This is a genomic window from Neisseria weixii (assembly GCF_002327085.1).
Taxonomy (GTDB): domain Bacteria; phylum Pseudomonadota; class Gammaproteobacteria; order Burkholderiales; family Neisseriaceae; genus Neisseria; species Neisseria weixii.
Window position 1 is genome coordinate 313,443 of the sequence record NZ_CP023429.1, and the last position, 22,274, is coordinate 335,716.

At 48.0% G+C, this 22,274-nt stretch carries 12 protein-coding genes, 5 tRNA genes and 4 pseudogenes; 5 read left to right on the forward strand and 16 right to left on the reverse strand.

Translation table 11 applies throughout. From position 1 onward, the window contains the following. The first annotated feature begins 7 nt into the window (after window positions 1–7). A pseudogene (locus tag CGZ65_RS01665) lies at window positions 8–795 on the forward strand (thiazole synthase). Window positions 796–877: 82 nt separating this feature from the next. Here CGZ65_RS01665 and CGZ65_RS01670 read toward each other — a convergent pair. Together CGZ65_RS01670 and moaC are read right to left on the reverse strand one after the other, a co-directional pair. Then, the gene (locus CGZ65_RS01670; RefSeq protein WP_096294576.1) at window positions 878–1,624 is read right to left on the reverse strand and encodes a HesA/MoeB/ThiF family protein; all 747 of its coding nucleotides are present in this window, start codon (window positions 1,622–1,624) and stop codon (window positions 878–880) included. A 120-nt stretch (window positions 1,625–1,744) separates the two neighbouring features. Further along, on the reverse strand, window positions 1,745–2,245 hold the full coding sequence (gene moaC / locus CGZ65_RS01675) for a cyclic pyranopterin monophosphate synthase MoaC (protein ID WP_096294577.1): 501 nt from the start codon (window positions 2,243–2,245) through the stop codon (window positions 1,745–1,747). A 289-nt stretch (window positions 2,246–2,534) separates the two neighbouring features. Here moaC and ppc point away from each other — a divergent pair, with 289 nt between their 5' ends. After that, the gene (gene ppc, locus CGZ65_RS01680) at window positions 2,535–5,237 is read left to right on the forward strand and encodes a phosphoenolpyruvate carboxylase (RefSeq protein ID WP_096294578.1); all 2,703 of its coding nucleotides are present in this window, start codon (window positions 2,535–2,537) and stop codon (window positions 5,235–5,237) included. Between the two features lie 388 nt (window positions 5,238–5,625). Continuing rightward, window positions 5,626–6,771 carry a 5-methyltetrahydropteroyltriglutamate--homocysteine S-methyltransferase gene (locus tag CGZ65_RS01690; RefSeq protein WP_096294580.1) on the forward strand — a complete coding sequence of 382 codons (1,146 nt, stop codon included), beginning with the start codon at window positions 5,626–5,628 and terminating at the stop codon, window positions 6,769–6,771. A gap of 377 nt (window positions 6,772–7,148) precedes the next feature. Here the strand turns inward: CGZ65_RS01690 and CGZ65_RS01695 are convergent, their stop codons facing one another. From CGZ65_RS01695 to CGZ65_RS01710, 5 genes and pseudogenes are all read right to left on the reverse strand, one after another. Beyond that, entirely contained in the window at window positions 7,149–8,717 is a 1,569-nt protein-coding gene (locus tag CGZ65_RS01695) for an AbgT family transporter (RefSeq protein WP_096294581.1), read from the reverse strand. A gap of 174 nt (window positions 8,718–8,891) precedes the next feature. Beyond that, window positions 8,892–9,272, reverse strand: a pseudogene (locus CGZ65_RS01700) (universal stress protein); the annotation flags it as partial. 239 nt (window positions 9,273–9,511) lie between these two features. Continuing rightward, complete coding sequence (locus CGZ65_RS14525; protein WP_332457941.1) at window positions 9,512–9,856, reverse strand: universal stress protein; 345 nt, start codon at window positions 9,854–9,856, stop codon at window positions 9,512–9,514. Further along, on the reverse strand, window positions 9,796–9,954 hold the full coding sequence (locus CGZ65_RS14530) for a universal stress protein (RefSeq protein ID WP_198345321.1): 159 nt from the start codon (window positions 9,952–9,954) through the stop codon (window positions 9,796–9,798). The genes CGZ65_RS14525 and CGZ65_RS14530 overlap by 61 nt, the downstream gene beginning before the upstream one ends. A 411-nt stretch (window positions 9,955–10,365) precedes the next feature. Then, window positions 10,366–11,156 (reverse strand): annotated as a pseudogene (locus CGZ65_RS01710) (inositol monophosphatase family protein). Window positions 11,157–11,301: 145 nt separating this feature from the next. Between CGZ65_RS01710 and CGZ65_RS01715 the strand changes: the two are divergent. Continuing rightward, on the forward strand, window positions 11,302–12,027 hold the full coding sequence (locus CGZ65_RS01715; protein ID WP_096294583.1) for a 16S rRNA (uracil(1498)-N(3))-methyltransferase: 726 nt from the start codon (window positions 11,302–11,304) through the stop codon (window positions 12,025–12,027). A 275-nt stretch (window positions 12,028–12,302) separates the two neighbouring features. Here CGZ65_RS01715 and glyS read toward each other — a convergent pair. The 4 genes and pseudogenes from glyS to glyQ form a co-directional block, all read right to left on the reverse strand. Further along, window positions 12,303–14,365 (reverse strand): annotated as a pseudogene (gene glyS / locus CGZ65_RS01720) (glycine--tRNA ligase subunit beta). Window positions 14,366–14,604: 239 nt separating this feature from the next. Further along, window positions 14,605–17,760 (reverse strand): glycosyltransferase family 2 protein, encoded by a 3,156-nt coding sequence (locus CGZ65_RS01725; protein ID WP_096294584.1) that lies wholly within the window; start codon window positions 17,758–17,760, stop codon window positions 14,605–14,607. A 61-nt stretch (window positions 17,761–17,821) separates the two neighbouring features. Further along, window positions 17,822–19,672 (reverse strand): lipid A export permease/ATP-binding protein MsbA, encoded by a 1,851-nt coding sequence (gene msbA / locus CGZ65_RS01730; protein WP_096294585.1) that lies wholly within the window; start codon window positions 19,670–19,672, stop codon window positions 17,822–17,824. 157 nt (window positions 19,673–19,829) lie between these two features. Continuing rightward, the gene (gene glyQ / locus CGZ65_RS01735; protein ID WP_096294586.1) at window positions 19,830–20,735 is read right to left on the reverse strand and encodes a glycine--tRNA ligase subunit alpha; all 906 of its coding nucleotides are present in this window, start codon (window positions 20,733–20,735) and stop codon (window positions 19,830–19,832) included. A gap of 230 nt (window positions 20,736–20,965) precedes the next feature. Between glyQ and CGZ65_RS01740 the strand changes: the two genes are divergently transcribed. Further along, window positions 20,966–21,493: an OmpA family protein gene (locus CGZ65_RS01740; RefSeq protein WP_096294587.1), complete on the forward strand. Its 528-nt coding sequence runs from the start codon at window positions 20,966–20,968 to the stop codon at window positions 21,491–21,493. A gap of 204 nt (window positions 21,494–21,697) precedes the next feature. Here CGZ65_RS01740 and CGZ65_RS01745 read toward each other — a convergent pair. From CGZ65_RS01745 to CGZ65_RS01765, 5 genes are all read right to left on the reverse strand, one after another. Next, window positions 21,698–21,773, reverse strand: a tRNA-Val gene (locus CGZ65_RS01745). Window positions 21,774–21,812: 39 nt separating this feature from the next. Beyond that, window positions 21,813–21,889: transfer RNA gene (locus CGZ65_RS01750), tRNA-Asp, on the reverse strand. A 34-nt stretch (window positions 21,890–21,923) separates the two neighbouring features. Continuing rightward, a tRNA-Val gene (locus CGZ65_RS01755) sits at window positions 21,924–21,999 on the reverse strand. 39 nt (window positions 22,000–22,038) lie between these two features. Further along, window positions 22,039–22,115: transfer RNA gene (locus CGZ65_RS01760), tRNA-Asp, on the reverse strand. Window positions 22,116–22,149: 34 nt separating this feature from the next. Next, a tRNA-Val gene (locus CGZ65_RS01765) sits at window positions 22,150–22,225 on the reverse strand. Window positions 22,226–22,274 lie beyond the last annotated feature (49 nt).

Below are 22,274 nucleotides of genomic sequence, written 5' to 3' on the forward strand. Positions count from 1 at the left end.
GAACATCATGTTGAATCTTTATGAAGAATCGTTTGCTTCGTGCCTGTTACTCGGCACCGCGGCTTATCCGACGCCGGAGGTATTGCGCCAATCGGTCGAAGCGGCCAAACCCGGCATGATTACCGTGTCGCTGCGCCGCGCCGGATCGGCAGGTGAGGCGCACGGACAGGGCTTTTGGGATTTGCTTCAGCAAATGAAGGTGCCGGTTTTGCCCAATACCGCCGGCTGCCAAAGCGTGCAAGAAGCCGTGACCACGGTGCACATGGCGCGGGAAGTGTTTGAAACCGATTGGATTAAATTGGAATTAATCGGCGACGACGATACTTTGCAGCCGGATGTGTTCCAATTGGTTGAGGCGGCCAAAATCCTGATTGATGACGGCTTTAAAGTGCTGCCGTATTGCACCGAAGATTTAATCGCCTGCCGCCGTTTGCTTGATGCCGGTTGCCAGGTGCTGATGCCATGGGCGGCGCCGATTGGCACGGGCTTGGCGTGGTGCATGAATATGCGCTGAAAGTGTTGCGCGAACGCTTGCCCGATACGCCGCTGATTATCGATGCCGGCTTGGGTTTGCCGTCGCAAGCGGCGCAGGTGATGGAGTGGGGCTTTGACGGCGTGTTGCTCAACACCGCCGTGTCGCGCTCGGGCGATCCGGTGAACATGGCGCGTGCGTTTGCACTGGCTACCGAAGCCGGACGAGCTGCTTTCGAAGCCGAACCGGTGCAAGCGCGCGAACAGGCTAGGGCGAGTACGCCTACCGTGGGGCAGCCGTTTTGGCATTCGGCGGAATATTGATTCTCGTCGGTTGTTATAAAAAAATAGGCCGTCTGAAAAGCGTTGTTTCAATCTTTTTCAGACGGCCTATTTTATATTTAAATCAATGTTTCCCGCAGACACGGCAATCAGGGTTTTTCTCGAAGTCGAATTTTTGCCAATCGCCCGATAAACCGTCATACACACGCAGGCAGCCGTGTTGGGCGGTGCCGCTGCCCATCAGGATTTTTAAGGCTTCGGCGGCTTGGCTGGTGCCGATGATGCCGACCAAAGGCGAGAATACGCCGAATAAGGCGCAGGCACCGTCGCTGGCGGAATCGCCGTCAAACAGGCAGGCATAGCAGGGCGAGCCGGGCAAGTCGGGGCGGTATACGGCAAGCTGGCCTTCAAAGCGCACTGCCGCACCGGAAACCAAAGGCGTGCGCGTGGCGACGCTGGCGCGGTTGACGGCTTGGCGGGTGGCGAAATTGTCGCAGCAATCCAAGACGATGTCGGCGTGTTGCAGCAAGTCGGTGAGGCGTGTTTCATCGAGCGCTTCGGTGATGACGGTGATGTCGGCCGCGTTGTTGATCGCGTTCAGACGGCCTGCCATCACTTCGGCTTTGCTGCGGCCGATGTCGGCTTCGGTGAACATGATTTGGCGTTGCAGGTTGCTGTCGTCGATGGTGTCAAAATCGGCGATGGTCAGGCGGCCGATGCCGGCAGCGGCGAGATAGGGCAGCGCGGCAGCACCGAGTCCGCCGCAGCCGACCACCACGGCATGGGATTGCAATAATTTTTCTTGGCCTTCAATACCGATTTCGTCTAGCAGAATATGGCGGCTGAAGCGTAAGAGTTGGGCATCGTTCATGGTATCGCTTGAGGCCGTCTGAAATGTTTCAGACGGCCTTTTGAGTAAGAAAAAAGTCTGCACCGATTATAAAGCAACCGTGCAGACTTGGCAGAATGGGGAACCGATATTTAGCGCAGTTTAGTAATCGATGTTTTCAAAATCGTTGTTAAACAGGAAATTACCGCTTTTGCCGCCGGTTTTCTCTTCCAAATGGATTTGGGTGATGGTCATGCTTTTGTCGATGGCTTTCATCATGTCGTAAATGGTCAGAAGCGCGATGTTGACGCCGGTAAGCGCTTCCATTTCTACGCCGGTTTGGCCTTCGGTGGTGGCGGTAACGGTGGCTTTTACACGCGCCAGTTCGACATCGACATCAAAATCCACGCGCACGTGGGTGAGTGAAATCGGGTGGCATAAGGGAATCAAAAAGCCGGTTTGCTTGGTAGCCTGAATTGCGGCCACGCGCGCCACGCCCAATACGTCGCCTTTTTGTGCGGCATTGTCGGCTAAGATGCCGATGGCTTGCGGGCTCATGTTGATCACGCCGCTGGCACGGGCGGTGCGGGAGGTGGAAGCCTTGCCGGAAATATCCACCATGTGGGCTTCGTTGTTTTCGTTTAAGTGGGTCAAGTCTAACATCGTCGTTTCCTGAAATGTGCCGGCCGAAGCCGGTTTTGTTTATCAATGCGTGAATGGTGGCATTTTAAGCTATTTTTGACTTAGGGAATAGGGTTTACGCGGATTGGATAATCATCAGGCCGTCTGAAAATCTGCAACATATCGCGATATTAATAATGAAACAAAAACCGCCTTATGTGAAAAGAAACAGGCGTATGGCTTGCTGTAAACGGCATTATTATCATTGTAGCGGTTTTCCCAATCCTGCTATACAATGGAATCGTCTAAGCTTGAAATAAGAGAGAAAAATATGCAGCTTCATATTCTGAATAACCCGAAAGACGCGGCGCTGGCCGCCGATGCCGAGTTTTTGAAACAATGCCTGTTCAATCTGCTGCACCAAGAAGCATCGCCGTTGGTGGTGGAAATTGTGAAGCAGTTATCCACATCTGACGATACCGGTGCGCTGATTGAGAAGGTTTTGCCGCAGCTTGATGAGCAGCAGGCACATGATTTGACCTTGGCTTGCGGTTTATTCGCCCAGATTTTGAACATTGCCGAAGACGTACACCACGAGCGCCGCCGTCAAGTGCATGAAGATGCCGGCCACAATACTGCCGACGGCAGCTTGGCCGAAACCGTGCGCAAACTGCGTGCCAATAAGGTTGACGGCAAAACGGTACAAAAACAATTAAACGAAACCAATGTCACTGCCGTATTGACCGCGCATCCGACCGAAGTACAACGCCAATCGGTATTGCGCTTCAACCGCCGCATCCGTGCGTTATTGCCGCAGCGCGAACGTTGCACCAATGCCGAATCGTTGGCCGATTTGCGCCGCGACATCGAAACCATTTTGCTGGGCTTGTGGCAAACCAGCGAAACGCGTCAATATAAGTTGAGCGTGAACGACGAAATCAACAACGGCGTCAACATTTTCCCGATGAGCTTTTTTGAGGCGCTGCCGAAACTCTACCGTGGCATGGAACGTGATTTTCAGACGGCCTATCCTGATGTGGAAGTGCCGGATATTCTGAAAATCGGCGGCTGGATCGGCGGCGACCGCGACGGTAATCCGTTTGTGACCGCCGAAACCCTGCGCCATGCGTTTACCCGCCATGCCGATGCGGTGTTCCGCTGCTATCGCGGCGAATTGGACGAGCTGTATCACGAGTTGCCATTGTCCACCCGCCGAGTGAAAGTGAATGACGACGTGATGGCAATGTCGGATGAGTCGCCTGACGAAGAAATTGCCCGTTTGGAAGAGCCTTACCGCCGCGCCATTGCTTACATCATGGCCCGTGTGATGGGCAAAGCGCGTTCATTGGGTTTGGGCATGGGCTGCCATTTCGGTTTTGGCCAACCGTATGCCAATGTGCAGGAATTTATTGCCGACTTGCAAAAGCTGCAACGCTCGTTGCGCGACAACGGCAGCGCCTTGATGGCAGAAGGCCGTTTGGCCGATTTAATCCGCATTGCATCGGTGTGCGGTTTCAATATGATGCCGTTGGATTTGCGCCAACACGCTGAAAAACACGGCGATGTGGTGGCGGAATTGTTCCGGCATGCGGGTTTGGAAGATTATGCCAATTTGTCGGAAGAAGAAAAACAAGCCGTGTTGCTGCGCGAATTGCAGCACCAACGTCCGCTGTACAGCCCGTTTATTACTTATAGTGAGCATGCCCGCCGAGAACTGGCGATTTTTTCCGAAGCACGCAAAATCAAAGACGAATTCGGCGAACAGGCGATTACCCAAAGTATCATTTCCAACTGCGAGCAGCCGAGCGATTTGCTGGCCTTGGCCTTGCTGCTGCAGGAATGCGGTCTGTTGCTGATTGAAAATGGCAAACCGAAGAGCCGTATGAATATTGTGCCGTTGTTTGAAACCATCGAAGCCTTGGAAAACTCCTGTCCCGTGATGGACAGAATGTTCAGCTTGAAATGGTATCGCGAGCTGGTGATGAGCCGCGACAACCTCCAAGAAATCATGCTGGGCTATTCCGATTCCAACAAAGACGGCGGCTATGTGACCAGTTCATGGTGTCTGTATCAGGCAGAGTTGGGCTTGGTGGATTTGTTCAAGAAATACGATGTACGCATGCGCCTGTTCCACGGCCGTGGCGGCAGCGTGGGTCGCGGCGGCGGTCCGTCTTACCAAGCGATTTTGGCGCAGCCCGCCGGTTCGGTAGCGGGGCAAATCCGTATTACCGAGCAGGGCGAAGTGATTACCGCCAAATATGCCGACCCGAGCAACGCCCGCCGCAATCTGGAAACCTTGGTGGCGGCCACGTTGGAAGCGACTTTGCTGCCCGACCGCAAAGATCCTGATCCGAAACTCATGCAAGCCTTGTCGGACATTTCCTTCAAGTATTACCGCGAGCTGATTACGCATGAAGATTTCATCGATTACTTCCTGCAAACCAGCCCGATTCAGGAAATCGCCACGCTGAATTTGGGCAGCCGTCCGGCCAGTCGTAAAACTTTGGCGCGGATTCAGGATTTACGTGCGATTCCGTGGGTGTTCTCATGGATGCAAAACCGCCTGATGCTGCCGGCTTGGTATGGTTTCGGCAGCGCGGTCGAAACCTTGTGCCGGCAAGATCCGGATAGCATGGCGGCGATGCAGGACCACGCGAAAAACAATCCGTTCTTCCAAGCCATGCTGTCGAACATGGAGCAGGTGATGGCCAAAACCGACATCACTTTGGCGGAAGACTATGCCGGATTGAGCGAAACGCCCGAAAAAGCCGCGGCCATTTTCCAAATGATTAAAGCCGAATACCTGCGCAGCCGTAAAGCCCTGCTGGATATCCTGCAAACCACCGAGCTGTTGAGTGACAACCGCAGCCTGGCGCGCTCGCTGGCCTTGCGCATTCCGTATCTGAATGCCTTAAACGGCTTGCAAGTGGCCATGCTCAAGCGCTTGCGTAAAGATCCGAACAACCGTCATGCTTTGCTGATGGTGCATTTGACCATCAACGGCGTGGCGCAAGGTTTGCGTAATACCGGTTAAGGTCGGATTGGGATAAGGCTGTCTGAAAGGATTATTGTTCAGACGGCCTTTTAACCTTTGTAAAAAACGGGCAGTAGCCAATCAATGCTGAACACTGCATTTTCTTGTAGCCGGAAATCCATTGTCGATGATAAGAAACTATTGGATAAAATAGGCTTCTCGAATTTGAAGAGGGATTTCCACCTGCGCGGGAATGACGTCAGTTTAGTGTTGTTTGTGTTATCGGAAGCTTTGCAAAAATCTCGGCCTTGATATTTTGTATGAAAAAGATTCATCCCAACATGCTGATTTTTCAGATGGCCTTTATTTCGCAGGCCGTCTGAAAACCGGCAGAGTCTGTTATACTCAAACGTTAACTATAAAACCGTTACCTGAAAAAAGGATCATCATGAGCACACTTTTCCCAAACGCGACTTTACGCGACCGCGCCCCTTTCCGTTTCGACATCGTCGGCAGTTTTTTGCGCCCTGAGGCTTTGAAAAAAGCCCGCAGCCAATGCGCGTGCGGCGGGTGTTCGACCGAACAATTGCACCAAGTGGAACACGCTGAAGTGAGCCAATTGGTGGCCAAAGAAAAAGCAGTCGGCCTGCCGAACGTGACCGACGGCGAATTCCGCCGCACATGGTGGCACTTGGATTTCCTGTTTGAATTATTGGGCGTGGAATTGGTGGAAGCCGAAGAATACAGCACCCAATTCCAAGCGCACATGCGCCCGATTACGTTGAAAATCACCGACAAAATCGAATTTCCGAAAGTACACCCGTTTATCAATCACTTCAAATCCCTGAAAGCCGAAGCGGGCGATTATCCGATGAAATTCACTATTCCGTCGCCAAGCATGCTGCACCTGATTACCTGCGTGCGCACACCGAATCCGCAATTAATTGAGCGCTATCAAGACAACGAAGCATTGTTGTTTGCCGACATCACCCAAGCCTATATCGACGCAGGTAATGCGCTGTATGCCGAGGGCTGCCGCATTTTGCAATTAGACGACACCTCTTGGGGCGAATTCTGTTCGGAAGAAAAACGCGCCAAATACCAAGCACAAGGCTTGGATTTAGACGACATCGCGCGTAAATATGTAAAAATGCTGAACGACATCCGCGCCGCCTTGCCGCAAGACATGGTCGTGACCATGCACATCTGCCGCGGTAATTTCCGTTCGACTTGGTTCTCCAGCGGCGGTTACGAGCCGGTAGCGGAAATCTTGTTCGGCGGCTGCAACGTTGACGGCTTCTTCTTGGAATACGACAGCGACCGCGCCGGCGACTTCAAACCGTTGCGCTTCATTAAAGACCAACAAGTCGTGTTGGGTTTGATTACCTCAAAATCAGGCGAGTTGGAAGCCAAAGAAGAAATCATCGAGCGCATTAAAGAAGCCACGCAATATGTTGACATCAACCAATTGTGCCTCAGCCCGCAATGCGGTTTCGCTTCTACCGAAGAAGGCAATGAATTGACCGAAGAAGACCAATGGAAAAAATTGGCGCTGATTCGCAGTATTGTTGATGACGTGTGGGGCAGCAAATAATCTCGGCAACATAAAAAATTATTGGGATAAGGAAAGGCCGTCTGAACGCAAAAGGTTCAGACGGCCTTTTTGTATTTTCGTGAATATTAATTAGGTTAGGTCGAGATCTTTTGAAAACTTCATGAGCCATCAATAAACGCTCAAACGGCCGTCATTCCCGCACAGGCGGAAATCTATCTTAACATTTAAGTAAGTTATTTTATTCAATAGTTTGCCATGTTCAAAAATGGATTCCCGCCTGCACGGAAAGGACGTCGATTTTTTGTGCAGTGGCTTTTCAGGCAGTTTTGCAAAGGCCTCAGGCCGTCTGAAAACTAAAGCAGCCAATGCGCCACTTTATCTTTCTTTCAGACGGCCTTGTCATTAAACCTCGAACCTTAAGGCTGGTAATACGTTGCCGAACCCGGACCGACTGGCCAGCCCAATATGAATACCCACACGTAGAACAAAATCGTCCAGCCGATGGCAAAGACAATTGAGTAGGGCAGCATTAGAGAAACCAAAGTACCTACGCCCGCATCTTTTTTGTAGCGGATGGCGATGGCCAAGGTCAAGCTGAAGAACGGCATCATCGGTGTGATAATATTGGTGACTGAATCGCCGATGCGGTAGGCCGCCTGAATCATTTCCGGTGCGTAACCGGCCAACATCAGCATTGGCACGAAAATCGGTGCGGTTACTGCCCATTGCGCCGAAGATGAGGCAATCATCAGGTTAATCAGGCCGCAGATGATGACGAAGAATACAAACAACAAGCCACCGCTCAAGCCGATCTCTTTTAAAAATTCCGAACCTTTCACCGCCAGAATCGGGCCTAAGTTGCTCCAGCCGAAGTAGGCGACGAATTGCGACACAAAGAAAATCAGTGTCAGGTAAATCGCCATCGAGCGCATGGAACTGACCATGCCGTCCACTACGTCGGAACTGGTTTTCAGCGTCCCCGCTACTTTGCCGTAAGCCAAGCCGGAGAGGGCGAAGAACACGAAAATCAACGCCACAATACCCGACATCAACGGCGAATTCATCAAATCACCCGTTTCAGGATTGCGCAATGGCGCGCCTTCGGGCAGACTGGCAGCGGCAATTAGGCCGAGTAGCACCAAAATTGTGGCAAATGCCGCCCGCAAGCCTTTTTTCTCTTGCGCGTTTAATTGTTCAATGCTCATGCCTTCCGCGCTTCCGTCACCTTCGGATTTGTCGTATGCACCCAAGCGTGGCTCGATTAATTTATCGGTAATCAAAAATCCGAGGCCGGCTACCAAAAAGGTGCTGGCCGCCATAAAATACCAGTTGGCTTGTGCGCCGACCAAATAATCCGGTGCAATCAATTGTGCAGAAGATTGGGTAATGCCCGACAAAATTGGATCCACTGTGCCGATTAATAAATTCGCGCTGTAGCCGCCCGAAACGCCGGAAAACGCAGCGGCGATACCGGCCAAAGGATGGCGGCCGAGCGAATAGAACACCATGGCAGCCAAAGGAATAATCACCACATAGCCCAGTTCCGCCGCGATGTTGGACATCACACCCGCAAATACCACCGCTAAGGTCACCAAGCGTTTCGGTGCATTCAATACGATGGCGCGCATGGCTGATGAAATCAAGCCGGATTTTTCAGCAATGCCCACACCGAGCAAGGCCACCAAGGCCGTACCCAAAGGCGCGAAGCTGGTGAAGTTGCTCACCAGATGGGTGACGATTTTGGCCAAGCCTTCGCCGTTGAGCAGGTTAATCACGCGAATCATGCCGTCTTCGGCGCGGCCTTTGGTGCCTTCAGGGCGTGGGTCAATCACGCTCACGTCAAAATACGCCCCCACTGCCGACAAAATCAGCAGTGCAATAATCAAGGCTAAAAACAATACCACCGGATTGGGAAGAATATTGCCCAGTCGTTCGACGATGTTGAGAAAACGGTTAATGCCCGTTTGTTTGTTCGCGTGCGCCATACATCCTCCTTTTGTGAAATCAATATTTCAGCTATTGTATGTGACATTTCGTAAATTGCTAAATATCAGGAAGTTATTAATGCGGGTTTTTCAGGCATAAGAAAAGGCCGTCTGAAATACATTAACCTAAGGGCTGCTTCGGTAAATGGTTCAGACGGCCTGATGTGTTATTAATTAATTGCGTACCACCAGCACATCAGCTTCAGCGTGTTCAATAATGTAGCTGGCGCACGAGCCAATCATCAAACGCTCGAATACGTTCAAGCCGGTGGCGCCGGTAACAATTAAATCCACTTTTTCACGCGATGGAATATCAATGGCAAGCAAGGCTTTTGGGTTGCCTTGCTCAACGATGCAAATCACATCGGTACAGCCCGATTCGACACAGCGTTTGGCGCAGCCGTTGATCAATTCTTGTGCCTGATCCTGAATTTGGATTTGTGTGCCGTCATGAAATGACGCTGCACGATATGATTTGATTTCTTCGACAATATGCACAATCGTCAGGCGCGTGCCGTTTTGTTGGGCGATGGCAGTCGCTTTTTTCAAGGCTGCTTCTGCTTGCGGGGGCCATCGATACCGGCCAAAATGTTTTTATATTCGTTCATACGTTATCTTTGGTAAATATATAAAAGATAAAATGTCATAAAGATGTTTTTCTTGGGTTTGTTTTTTATCATAATTCAGATTCAGACGGCCTTTCATTAATTTAAGTCTAAATTTTGACCGATTCTGCGGCAAAATTGATTTTGAGAGACAGGCCGTTTGAAACGGCTTTAAGTGATGGAAATCGATTATGCGCCACTGCGCACTACTAATACATCAGTTTGGGCATGTTGGACAATATATTCAGATGATGAGCCAACCAGCATACGTTCCAAAGCATTCAAACCGGTTGCGCCCAAAACAATCAGGTTGATGTTTTCACGTTGCGGAATGTCTTCCGACAAAAGCTGTTTCGGATTGCCGGATTGCAAAATTAAATCCACTTCGCCGACACCTTGCTGATGTGCGTGTTCGCATAATCGTTTAACATGGTTTGTGCTTCGGTTTCGAGCTGTTCTATAGATGTTTTGCGTCAGCAGCGTGGTATGTGCATCAGCGATTGATCGAGAATGTGCGCAATCACCAAGCGCGATTGGTTGCGCAGGGCAATGGCCACGGCCTTGTGGAAAGCTCTTTCTGCTTGAGGTGACCCATCGACGGCGACAAGAACGTTGCGGTATTCGAGTAACATGATACAGTCTCCTTTTTTGTTGTCAGACAGCGGGTAATTGTTATCATCTGTTTCATTTTCAGTATAGCGCCGAGCAGTAATAAGAAATAAGAGCGTAGTGTATTTACACTTATTTTCATGTTTATATTGATTTCAATTACTTATCATTTGAAGTCGGTAAATTTTTAAGAAGCGGCACGTCAGCATAGAGAAATAACAGACAAAAAAAACCATTCATACCAAGGGAGAAGTATGAATGGCCAATACATTGCGGGAAAACGTCTTACTTGCTGCACTGCCCAAAAGGGATAAAAGAGCAGTGTCTGTCAGCAGAATCGATTCTACTATTCTTAGTATTAAATGCTGTTAAGAAGTGAAATAATTTTAGTAAATTGTCAGCTTTAAGCGAATATTAAAATCAGATAAAAGGCTTTATTGATTCTGGCGTATCCAAGCAAGCCATTTGTTGAACAAATTGGGCTCAAGTGCGGCGATAACCGAGCGGTTGAAGACATGTTCGCCACTCCAAAACGCATCGCCTTCCAAAGTATCCAAACAGCCGCCCGCTTCTTCAAAAATCAGCGCGCCGGCGGCATAATCCCACAATTTCTGCCCGCCGTGTACATATACATCGTAGCGGCCGCAAGCCAGATAGCACCAATCCATTGTGCTGCACCCATGCTGCGGCTGGCGCCAACCGGCGAGAGCGTACTCATGCGGCTGGTGAGTTTGCCTGAACGCAGGTATTTGATTTCTACACCGGCAATGGATTCTTTTAAGCTTTTTTCCACCAGGCGCAAGGGAAGGCGTGTGCCGTTTAAAAATGAGCCATTGCCGCGTTCGGCATAAAAGCATTCGCCGCTGACAGGATTGTAAATCACGCCCAATTGCGTGCGACCGTTTTGAATGTAGGCCACGGAAATGGCAAAATGCGGCAGCCCGTTGACGAAATTATTGGTGCCGTCGATGGGGTCAACCACCCACAAGCCGCTTTCCGAGTGTGCGTTCCACAAACGGATTTGTTCTTGCAGGGTCATTTCTTCCCCCATCATCGGCCTGTCGATGATCAACGGCAAACCTGAGGCCAGCGCAGTTTGCGCCGCCAAGTCGGCTTCGCTGAGCATGGAGCCGTCGGTTTTGCGGCTGGCTGGTGTGTTGAGAAAACGCGGCATCACTTCTGTTTGGGCGACGTGACGAACCAGTTTTTGCAATCGGTGTAACAATTTTTGTCCTTAAACATGCAGAGGTCGCTTAAAATAGCGTTACCGCGTTGGCCGAATGGCTCGTGCCGGTATCGCCTTTGCCCGAATACGGCTTGGCCGCTTCGGTTTGTCTGATACATTATATACGCTAATAATTCTGAAAACTATGCCCCGTTTTTATCTTACCGATTCGCTTGAGTCAGGCCAAACCCTTGACTTACCTGATAATATTGTGCGCCATTTGAATGTATTGCGCTTGAAACATGAAGAAGAGATTGTTTTATTCAACGGCAACGGCCATGTTTATCCTGCGCGGTTGCTCGGTTTGGAAAAGCGCCGCGCCCGCGCGGAAGTATTGCGCGAAGAGCCTGCTGACAACGAATCCCCGCTGAACATCACCTTAATCCAATCCGTTTCCAGTGGCGAGCGTATGGATTTTACCCTGCAAAAAAGCGTGGAACTGGGTGTGAGCGAGATTCAGCCCGTAATCAGCGAGCGCACCACCGTGCGCCTGCAGGGCGGGCGTGCCGACAAGAAAGTCGAGCGTTGGCAGGAAATTGTGATTTCCGCCTGCGAACAAAGCGGCCGCAATATTGTGCCGAATGTGTTGCCGCTGATGTCTTATCGTCAGGCTTTACAGAAAATGCCGTCTGAAAAAACCAAATTATTATTGAGCTTAAACCGTGCGCAAAAGCTGAACCAAATCCAACCGTCTTCAGACGGCCTGATTTTTATGGTCGGCCCCGAAGGCGGCTGGACGGAGCAAGAAGAGCAGCAAGCCTTTGCCGCCGGTTTTCAATCCGTCACTCTAGGCCCGCGCGTATTGCGTACCGAAACCGCTTCTCTGGCCGCTATTGCTGCTATGCAGACGCTATGGGGCGATTTTGTGTAGGCTGGGATCTTTGCAAAACTTCTTGGCTACCAATAAAAGTCAAAACCGCCGTCATTCCCGCGTAGGCGGGAATCCATTTACGAGCAAAGCAACCTATTGAATAAAAAGGTTTCTTAAGTGCTCAGATGGATTCCCGCCTACGCGGGAATGACGGCGGTTATGTATATGTCTGGTATTCGGATGAGTTTTGCAAAGGTCTCAGGCGAGAAATATAATAGAAAAGGCCGTCTGAAACTTATGGTTTCAGACGGCCTTTAATTTAAATCATCCAAACTTTATTCGCTCAACAAAGCAATATCGGCCACGGCATTCATTTGCCCGGCCAATTGGTTCAGCAGATTCAAGCGGTTTTGCTTGATGGCGGCATCGTCGGCCATGACCATCACGCCGTCGAAGAAGGCATCGACTTGTGGTTTGATGGCGGCCAATTCGGTTAAGGCCGTCTGAAAATCACCTTGGGCAACAGCGGCGGCAATTTTAGGCTGTAAACCGCGTGAGGCGGCAAACAAGGCTTTTTCTTCGTCTTGCTGCAACAGGCTTTCGTTGACGGCGCCCAATTCGGCATCGGCTTTTTTCAGCAGATTTTGCACACGTTTGTTGGCAGCGGCCAGCGCAGCGGCTTCCGGCAATGCTTTAAACGCGGCCACGGCTTGAAGTTTGGCTTCCACATCGTTCAGGCGGCTTGGATTTTTCGCCAATACGGCGGCCACGATGTCTTGCGGATAATCATTTTGCAGCAACACCGCCAAGCGCGCCTGCATGAATCCGGCCACTTCAGACGGCGTGTTGGCATTGAGCAAACCTTGCGGGAATGCGGCAAAGGCCGTCTGAACCAGCTCGTTAACGTCCAAATCGTTTTGCATCACCATACGCAAAATACCCAAAGCCGAGCGGCGCAGGGCGTAAGGGTCTTTGTCGCCGGTCGGAATCAGGCCGATGCCCCAAATGCCGACCAGCGTTTCCAGTTTGTCTGCCAGTGCCGCGGCGGTGGCAATCTTGCCTTCAGGCAGTTTGTCGCCGGCAAAACGCGGCCAGTAATGCTGCTCGATGGCGTTGGCGGTTTCTTCGCTTTCGCTGTCCAAGCGGGCATAGTATTTGCCCATCGTGCCTTGCAATTCAGGGAATTCGCCCACCATTTCGGTGACCAAGTCGGCTTTCGACAAACGGGTTGCGCGCTCGGCAGCGGCGGCATCCGCGCCCAAACTGTCGGCGATGTGACGGCTGATGGCAGCCAAACGCTCAATGCGCTCGGCTTGGTTGCCCAGTTTGTTGTGGTAAACCACTTGCGAGAGCTTAGGCAGGCGGCTTTCCAGCGTGGCTTTTTGGTCTTGCTGATAGAAGAACTCGGCATCGGCCAAGCGCGCACGCAACACGCGTTCGTTACCGGAAATAATGTGCGAAGGATCAGCGGCTTCAAGGTTGGACACCAGCAAGAAGCGGCTCATCAGCTTGCCCGAAGTGTCTAACAGGGGGAAGTATTTTTGGTTTTGCTGCATGGTGAGAATCAAACATTCTTGCGGCACGGACAAGAAATGTTCTTCAAAACCGGCTTCCAATACCACCGGCCATTCCACCAATGCGGTGACTTCATCCAATAAGCTGTCGTCGGCCGCTACGGTGGCGTTCAGACGGCCTGCCTGTTGGTTTAAGGCCGTCTGAATTGCATCCTTACGCTCGGCAAACGAAGCAATCACTTTGCCTTCGGTACGCAGTTGTTCGGCATAGCTGTCGGCCTGTTGAATGGTGATCACGCCGTCTGAAAGGAAGCGGTGGCCCAAAGTGGTGTTGCCGCTTTGTAAGCCCAAAACGCTCGCGTTCACCACATCGGCACCGTGCAGCACGATCAGGCTGTGCACCGGACGCACAAAGGTAAAGGTGCTGCTGCCCCAACGCATCACTTTCGGAATCGGCAGTTTTTTCACAGCCTGATTGATGATGTCGTCGAGCAGGGCAGACAAAGGCTGGCCGGTTTGGGTAAATTCATAGGCAAACACGTCTTGCTTGCCGTCGTGAATCACTTTCAAATCTTCAATCTTCGCCCCGCACCGCGCGCAAAACCTTCCAAAGCCTTGGTCGGCGCGCCATCTTTCATGCCGTTGGCTACGGCAGGGCCTTTTTTCACAATCTGCTGATCAGCCTGAACAGGCTTCACGTTTTTCACCTGCACAGCCAAACGGCGCGGCGAAGCATAAGCGGTTACGGCGGTTTCACCGTCAATCAGTTGCGCTTTTTCCAAGCCTTCGGCAATGGAAGCGGCAAAATGGTTGCTCAGATTATTCAGGGCTTTGGGGGGCAGCTCTTCGGTTAAGAGTTCGATTAAGAGGGTTTGGGTCATTATTTGCTTTCAATCAATAATTGAACGACTGCTCTTCAAACAGGCCGTCTGAAAATAGGTTTTACCCAGCAAAAATATGGGTTTGATTATACAGAAAGTTAAAAAGGAAATTAAGCCGAAAAGCCGCCCTTTTAAGTTGGGCAGCTTTTACAGCAGAAAGCTTTTCAATAAGTGAGGATAGGTTTTACTTAGCCAATAATATCTGTCTTTGTCTGAAGTATATCTCCGTACTTAGCCATTTTTTACTCGTTTGGCTTAATCTCAAGAGCATTAATTTTCTGATTTAGGAGATTTTGGCTTTTATCAATCATCTCACGATAAATGGTATTTTGTTTACCCCATAAAGTCGAAAATAGCTCTTCTTTATGTCCTACCAGGAATGGCGAAGTAATAACACCTTTCATCCCTCCATGTTGCTCTATATAGCGGTCTATGGTGTTATGAAACACACGATCGTGTTCATCCCATGTATGGATTTTTGAATAAGCAGATTGATTGTAAATATTAAAAACCATACTGACTAATCGATCAATACTGTAAAAATTTTCTTTATTCCCTTTTATGTTTGATTGAGAAATTTTCGTTTCTTCGGATAAATCAGCTATCAATCCTGAATAAATATCCCAAGGTATAGGTGTATTTTCTAAAGTGCTTTTTATTTCTTCATAGCGTTGCTCAAATTCTGGATTAAACAACACATCATCTTCGCAGATGGTAACATTAGGAAGTTTAAAATCTTCTGCAACACGCATCATGAATTTATAACTTAATCCGCAGCCTATCCATCCTATGTTGTGGCGTAATCCCGGGAAAACATAGATACCGTAGTGATTGTCGTGGTCAAAATCCCGTCTTCTTGCAACAGATTCAGGAAGGCTAAGACACCAAAAATTACCTTTTGGTTTAACATATTTACTGCTTAAACGGTAAAAGGTTTCGAAATCAATCAAATCTTGAGAGAGTAAGAAACGATAGAGATAAAATTGGAATTTATCTGGTTGTTGCTGGAAATGATAGATATCTTGCAAACGTTTTTCAAAATCTTTTGGTGAATTTAGCCAAAAACTTATTTGTTGAACCATTGAGTCAATATCATCAATTTCTATGAAGTCAACAATACCGTTTAATTCGGTATGATCATTTTGGTCGCTGCCTTTTTCAGAAACAACCAATTTATTTAATGATAGGCATTCATAAATTCTAGTGGTTTCTAAAAGAGCATTTTCATAATAATGAATGTTTACAACAATTCTTGCTTTTTTCAATAAAGCATGTAACTCATCTCCAAATACTTCGGAAATGACTTTGACCTTAAATTTTTCTTCTAATTTTTTAAGGAATAATTGCCTGCGTTCACAATTTGGATCTCCATAGAAAGCAACATCATATTCAAAATCTACATCTTTCGGTTTTGCTTGAGATGGTAAGATTCCTATAGGCATATAGTGAAGTTGTTTAAATGACAGTTGATGCTCCTGAAGGAAAGCAATATTCGTCAGTGAATAGTCAAAAATATGGGCAGCGTTGTGTAAACGATTAAAATAATTTTCGCTAAACCATCTGCTAGAGACAGATTGTTCCATCTGGAAGGCTAAATAATGAGATGGCATAGAATCAAACATTTGTGGGCAAATGACGATATGCCATTTGTCTGAATAACCGCTGTTTGGCATCTCAAAAATAATTGACGAACTAATGCCTACTTTTTCGAGCGCGTGGCTAAATAATTTTGCAATATAGTGAGTGTGCTTGGTAGTTAAAATAACAAAGCCGCCTTCTTTTGCAGTTTCAATAGATAGTTCTTCAACCATCTGTAAATCTAAATTCTGCTGTCGAAGCAAAGCCTTAACTCCCCGGATGCCGGAAGTTTTATAAGTACGACGACAAGTTTGGTAGGCTTTTCCGATACTACCTTTTTCGTTAATTAAAGTACGGAATAACTTCCGGTAACGATTAGCCGAGCTGATTGCTTGTTCAATTTTAATTAAAGGTTTGATTAAGCGTATGACCCATAGTTTCTTGTATTTTGCAAGGCGATAATGGCTTTCTTGCAAATGTTCTTCTAAATATCCTTGATGTGAATGAAGAGTAAGCGCATTTTGAGCATGTGCATCACGGTCTTCAGTTAGCTTATTGATTTCTAAATTTAAATCTTGTATATATTGCTCTTGACTCTGAATATGTTGTCTCGTCAATTTCAGTTGTTGTTGAACAGCCTGAAGTTCCTGTTCTGTATCTTGTATTTTTGTTTGATGTTGGACAAGATAATCGATTTGCTTTTGCAAACTATCAGCTTGCTCAGAGTATTTTTCTGTTTGTTGTAAAATTTTAGACAGAGTAGTCTGAAGTTCCTGATTTTGTTGTTCGAAAGACATTATTTGTTCTCGCAATGAATAATTAATTTTATCTGATTCTTCTTGTTGCTGTTCCAGACAGTCAATTTTTACTTTAAGTACTTGAGTGTTTTTTGCGAAACTATTAGCAATAGTATCTAAGCTACGGAGTACACTTAGGTTATTTAAATTTGTGTACTTATGCTCAATACAAAAAGAATTTAATTTTCCATTTGAAAGTTTAATTTCTTTTGTATAGAAGGGAGGAACCCCGTAAGAATAGGCAATTTCTCTACATTTTTTTATATCAAGCTGGTAGTTGTTGGAAACTATTTCGTTTTTAATTTCAAAAATGTGAAAAGATTCTCCCTCTGCTAGCGAACGGCTATTTAATGAGATGGCGTTAGTCAGTATTTTAGTAATTGCTTGTGCTTTTGATCGAATTGGGAAATGTGCTAACGCAATACCCTCTAGTATTATTTGGTCAAGGGGATTTCCTGTTACTCTATCTATTAAATGATGATTACCGGTAACTGTCTGAGCATGCTCCAACATCTCTCTTGAGTATATGGCTTTTTGATGCGCTATTGGTGGATCTGTACATTCTGAAAATTCACAAAAATGATTGATATAATCGTTTGATACGCCAATTTCTATTGGTAAGAAATTTATCCAGTGTAAGGCGGCTACGCCATGTTTTTTTATTTTTAATAGATAGTCAAGGAAGAAATCTTTGACTTGTTCTTGTCCATATGTATTAGAGCAAGGATGTAGACAGATAAACTCGTCTGCATCTAACAACATAAAAATATCGGCATCAGATTGGCTTTTTGCTAGCGACAGTAATTTTTCAGAAATTTGTTGTTGCTGATGGCCAAGAGCGGTATCTTCAAATAAATGAATAGGCAATCCTTCTTCTTGAAGTTTGTGTAAAATCAGCAACGTATTATCATCACTACCGTTATCTAATACAAAGATTTCATCTGCAAATTGCAAGTTGTGCCGAATGAATGACTCAATAATATCTGATTCATTTTTTACCATGGATACAATCGAAAATTTCATTTTTTCCCCTCTAATTTAGGATATTTTTTATCTTTGAAGTAAAATTAAGAAGACTGAGATATTATTCACTTGCTATCGGTATGTGATGTAATGCAGCATAATAGCCCTGCTTTGCCAAAAGCTCTATATGGCTGCCTTCTTCAATAATTTTTCCTCCATCCATTACGATAATACGGTCAACCTTCTCAATTGTACTTAAACGATGGGCAACAATAATACTTGTACGTCCATGCATCAGATTTTCTAAGGCTTGTTGAACTAAGCGTTCGGATTCGTTATCCAGTGCGCTGGTGGCTTCGTCCAGCAGCAGAATCGGAGCATCTTTGAGAATAGCGCGTGCGATGGAAACGCGTTGGCGTTGTCCGCCGGAGAGTTGGCTGCCGTTGGCACCAATCGGCTGGTGTAAACCATACGGAGAATTCTCTACCAGATCTCTCAGATTGGCAGCTTCGAGTGCAGCCATTACTTCGGCTTCCGAGGCTTCTGGGCGGCTGTAACGGACGTTTTCCAATAATGTATCGTCAAATAGAAAAACGTCTTGCGACACGAGTGCGAATTGACTGCGTAAATTGATCAATTGCACATCGGCAATATTAGTACCGTCGAGATAGATTGCACCTGAGCTTGGCTCTATAAAGCGTGGAAGCAGGTTTACAGCAGTCGTTTTACCGCTGCCGGAGCGACCAACTAAGGCAATACGTTCGCCCGGTAGTATATCAAGATTGAAGTTGTCGAGCGCTTTGCAACTTTCTTCATTGTAGCGTACATCAACATGATCAAATTTCAGACGGCCTTTTACCTTGGATAGGATTTTTGTGCCAGTGTCATTCTCAGGTAAATTATCCAAAAACTTACAGACATCATCCGAAGCCAGAAACATGGTTTGCATGGGGATGCTGATGTTGGCCAAATTTTTAATCGGTGAGAGCATTTGCAGCATGGCGACGATAAAGGCCATGAATTCGCCAATGGTGGTGTAGCCCTGTTGGCTTTGCCATAAGGCGATGAAAATGACTACGGCTAAGGCGAATGAAGCGATGAGTTCGCTAAAGGGTGAACGTGCGGCAGAAGCTTGGGTAATTTTTTTACCTAAGCGCACGATGGTGTGGTTGACATCGGCAAAGCGGCTGGCAGCTTGTTTTTGCCCGCCGAATAGTTTTACCACGCGGTGGCCTTGGTGTACTTCGTTAACCACGTTATTCAGCGTGCCGATACTGAGTTGCGCGCTGGAGATGATGCCTTTGAGGCGGTTGCGGTAATAGCGTGACAGTAATGACAACAGCGGGAACATCAGCAATACTACCAAGCTTAACTGCCAGTTGAGATACAGCAATACGCATACCAAACCAATGACGATCAAGGTATCGCGGGTAAGGGTGATGAACACGTTGCTGGCGTTGCTGATGGATTGTTCGGCCATCTGAACCATGCTCATCAAGACAGTGCCGGATGGGTTTTTTTGATGGTAATCTGAAGAAAGGGTGAGCATGTGTTGGAACATATCGCGGCGGATATGGCTGACGGCCATTACCGACACCCAAGTCATTAGGTAGGTACTGGCGAAGCGGCAGATGCCGCGAATCAATACAATCACAATTAAAAACAGCGGAACCGTCCAAACTTTGTTTTCGGTGCCCCAAATCATGTGATTAAACTGGTCCTTCCAGTTTTGCACGGTAGCCATAATGCCACTGGCGGTATTTAATTCCGGCGGTGCGCTGGGCGCGGCAAAGCCTTGATTAACCAATGGTGCGATAAAGGCGGCCAGATAGCTTTCGGTAGCGGCCACGCCGACAATGGCCAGCAATGCCCAAATAATACGCGCTTTGTAGGACTTCACATAGGTGAGCAGACGCATGAAATTGTGCGTGTCGGCTTTAGTGAAGAGTCCGAAGGTGAGTTTTTCTATCATAAGGCACTTTTAGTGGGTAAAGCTTGGCTGCGTGATTGTTTCAGGCGGCTTGCTTTAGTCTAGCTGGTTTGGCTTGATTTGGTATGCTCGGCAAATAAACATACCGGATTTAAATTTCAGACGGCCTTTGTGATTGAGTCAAGGCCGTCTGAAACTGTTATGCTGCTTTGTTTTTAATCAATGGAAAGCCTAGTTGTTCACGGCTTTCCACGAATTTTTGTGCCACAATGCGGCTTAAGGTGCGGATGCGGCCGATATAGGTGGCGCGCTCGGTAACGGAAATGGCTCCGCGTGCATCAAGCAGGTTAAAGGTGTGGCCGGCTTTCAACACCAATTCGTAAGCCGGCAGGGCAAGGCTGGTGTCGTCGATGTCGAGCAGGCGTTTGGCTTGGGCTTCGTAGCCGTTAAACTGGCGCAGCAGCCATTCGGCATCGCTGTATTCGAAGTTGTAAGTGGATTGTTCCACTTCGTTTTGGTGATACACATCGCCATAAGTGACGGCTTGGCCATCAGGAGTGTGTGACCAAACCAAGTCATACACGTTTTCCACGCCTTGCAGATACATGGCCAAACGCTCAATACCGTAGGTGATTTCGCCCAATACCGGTGAGCAGTCAATGCCGCCGACCTGTTGGAAATAGGTAAATTGGGTGACTTCCATGCCGTTGAGCCATACTTCCCAGCCCAGGCCCCATGCGCCGAGGGTAGGGTTTTCCCAGTCGTCTTCGACAAAACGGATGTCGTGCACTTTGGGGTCGATGCCCAATTCGCGCAGCGAATCCAGATATAAATCCTGAATATCGGCCGGCGCAGGCTTCAAGGCCACCTGAAATTGGTAATAGTGTTGCAGGCGGTTGGGATTGTTGCCGTAGCGGCCGTCTTTCGGGCGGCGGCTCGGTTGCACATAAGCGGCATACCAAGGCTCGGGGCCGAGTGCGCGCAGACAAGTGGCAGGATGGCTGGTGCCTGCGCCGACTTCCATGTCGAAAGGTTGGATTAAGGTGCAGCCTTTATCAGCCCAGAATGTTTGCAATTTGAAGATGATTTGTTGGAAAGTCAGCATGGCTTTTGTTATCAGATAATCGAAAGGCCTTATTTTACTGTTTTGATGAGGTTTTGAATAGTTTTGTCCGTCGTTATCTGCGGATTTTTCAGACGTCCTTGCATAATGATTGCGATTGTCGGCGACGGCAGTATTTAAGATAAGGGAAGTTGCGCTACAAATACGGCTTTTTAGGTATAATGGCGGCTAAATGGCTTTTTAATGGTTTAACTTAAAAGAGGAAACGGAATATGTCGGATAATGACGATCACAAAGAACAACGCTTGGGTTTATGGATTGCCGGCGGCGCCGCAGCGTTGGCAACGGTAATAACCCTGTTTCTTTCTGTTTGGGGTTGGGAAACCGGTAAAATCGAAGGCTCACCGAATTATGGTCAAACTGAAATGGTCGCACATGATCATGCTGCCGCTGCACATAATCTTGCCGATGATGAGGCGGCGGTATTTGTGGAAAACGGTATTGTAAAATTCTACTTTGCGACCGGTAAATCTGATTTGGCTGCCGGTGCGGAAGAGGCATTGAAAGATATATTGGCCGGTGTGAAAGGTGGTCAAAAAGCAGTCGTATCCGGTTTTCATGATTCGACCGGTAATCAAGCGTTTAACGAGAAATTGTCTAAAGATCGTGCTTTGGCGGTAAAAAATGCTTTGATGGGCTTTGGTGTGCCGGAAGAGCAAATTGAATTGCGCAAACCGGCAGACACCGAAGGCAGCGGCAGCAATGCAGAAGCGCGCCGTGTGGAAGTGGTGTTGGAATAAAATCGGTGGTTTGAAGGCAAATTTTAATGCCGTCTGAAAAAGTTTCAGACGGCATTTTTGATGAGTGGAATGTTTGGGATTATCCGGTAGGTTTCTTTAACAAAGCAAAGATAATGTCTTTATTTGTTCGGTGAATGGCTGATAAAGGCCGTCTGAAACGATAAGGATAAAAAAGCCCTATGCATTGCATAAGGCTTTTTGATTTGGTGGGTGATGACGGAGTCGAACCGCCGACATTCTGCTTGTAAGGCAGACGCTCTACCAACTGAGCTAATCACCCAGAAAAATAATATTGATGACTTCAATATTTGCAAAGGTTTGGCGCGGCGGACGGGGCTCGAACCCGCGACCCCCGGCGTGACAGGCCGGTACTCTAACCAACTGAGCTACCACCGCGCAAGCAATTGTGTTGCCACAACTGCCAGAAACTTGGTGGGTGATGACGGAGTCGAACCGCCGACATTCTGCTTGTAAGGCAGACGCTCTACCAACTGAGCTAATCACCCAGAAAAATAATATTGATGACTTCAATATTTGCAAAGGTTTGGCGCGGCGGACGGGGCTCGAACCCGCGACCCCCGGCGTGACAGGCCGGTACTCTAACCAACTGAGCTACCACCGCGCAAGCAATTGTGTTGCCACAACTGCCAGAAACTTGGTGGGTGATGACGGAGTCGAACCGCCGACATTCTGCTTGTAAGGCAGACGCTCTACCAACTGAGCTAATCACCCATTGACGCAAAACTGCGAAGCCGCTATTAAATCAAAAAACGATATCTTG

What these genes read in the sequence shown, in the direction of transcription:
- CGZ65_RS01670 (WP_096294576.1), bottom strand. Translation starts at nt 1,624, where the DNA reads ATGAACGATGCCCAACTCTTACGCTTCAGCCGCCATATTCTGCTAGAC.
- moaC (WP_096294577.1), bottom strand. Translation starts at nt 2,245, where the DNA reads ATGTTAGACTTGACCCACTTAAACGAAAACAACGAAGCCCACATGGTG.
- ppc (WP_096294578.1), top strand. Translation starts at nt 2,535, where the DNA reads ATGCAGCTTCATATTCTGAATAACCCGAAAGACGCGGCGCTGGCCGCC.
- CGZ65_RS01690 (WP_096294580.1), top strand. Translation starts at nt 5,626, where the DNA reads ATGAGCACACTTTTCCCAAACGCGACTTTACGCGACCGCGCCCCTTTC.
- CGZ65_RS01695 (WP_096294581.1), bottom strand. Translation starts at nt 8,717, where the DNA reads ATGGCGCACGCGAACAAACAAACGGGCATTAACCGTTTTCTCAACATC.
- CGZ65_RS14530 (WP_198345321.1), bottom strand. Translation starts at nt 9,954, where the DNA reads ATGTTACTCGAATACCGCAACGTTCTTGTCGCCGTCGATGGGTCACCT.
- CGZ65_RS01715 (WP_096294583.1), top strand. Translation starts at nt 11,302, where the DNA reads ATGCCCCGTTTTTATCTTACCGATTCGCTTGAGTCAGGCCAAACCCTT.
- CGZ65_RS01725 (WP_096294584.1), bottom strand. Translation starts at nt 17,760, where the DNA reads ATGAAATTTTCGATTGTATCCATGGTAAAAAATGAATCAGATATTATT.
- msbA (WP_096294585.1), bottom strand. Translation starts at nt 19,672, where the DNA reads ATGATAGAAAAACTCACCTTCGGACTCTTCACTAAAGCCGACACGCAC.
- glyQ (WP_096294586.1), bottom strand. Translation starts at nt 20,735, where the DNA reads ATGCTGACTTTCCAACAAATCATCTTCAAATTGCAAACATTCTGGGCT.
- CGZ65_RS01740 (WP_096294587.1), top strand. Translation starts at nt 20,966, where the DNA reads ATGTCGGATAATGACGATCACAAAGAACAACGCTTGGGTTTATGGATT.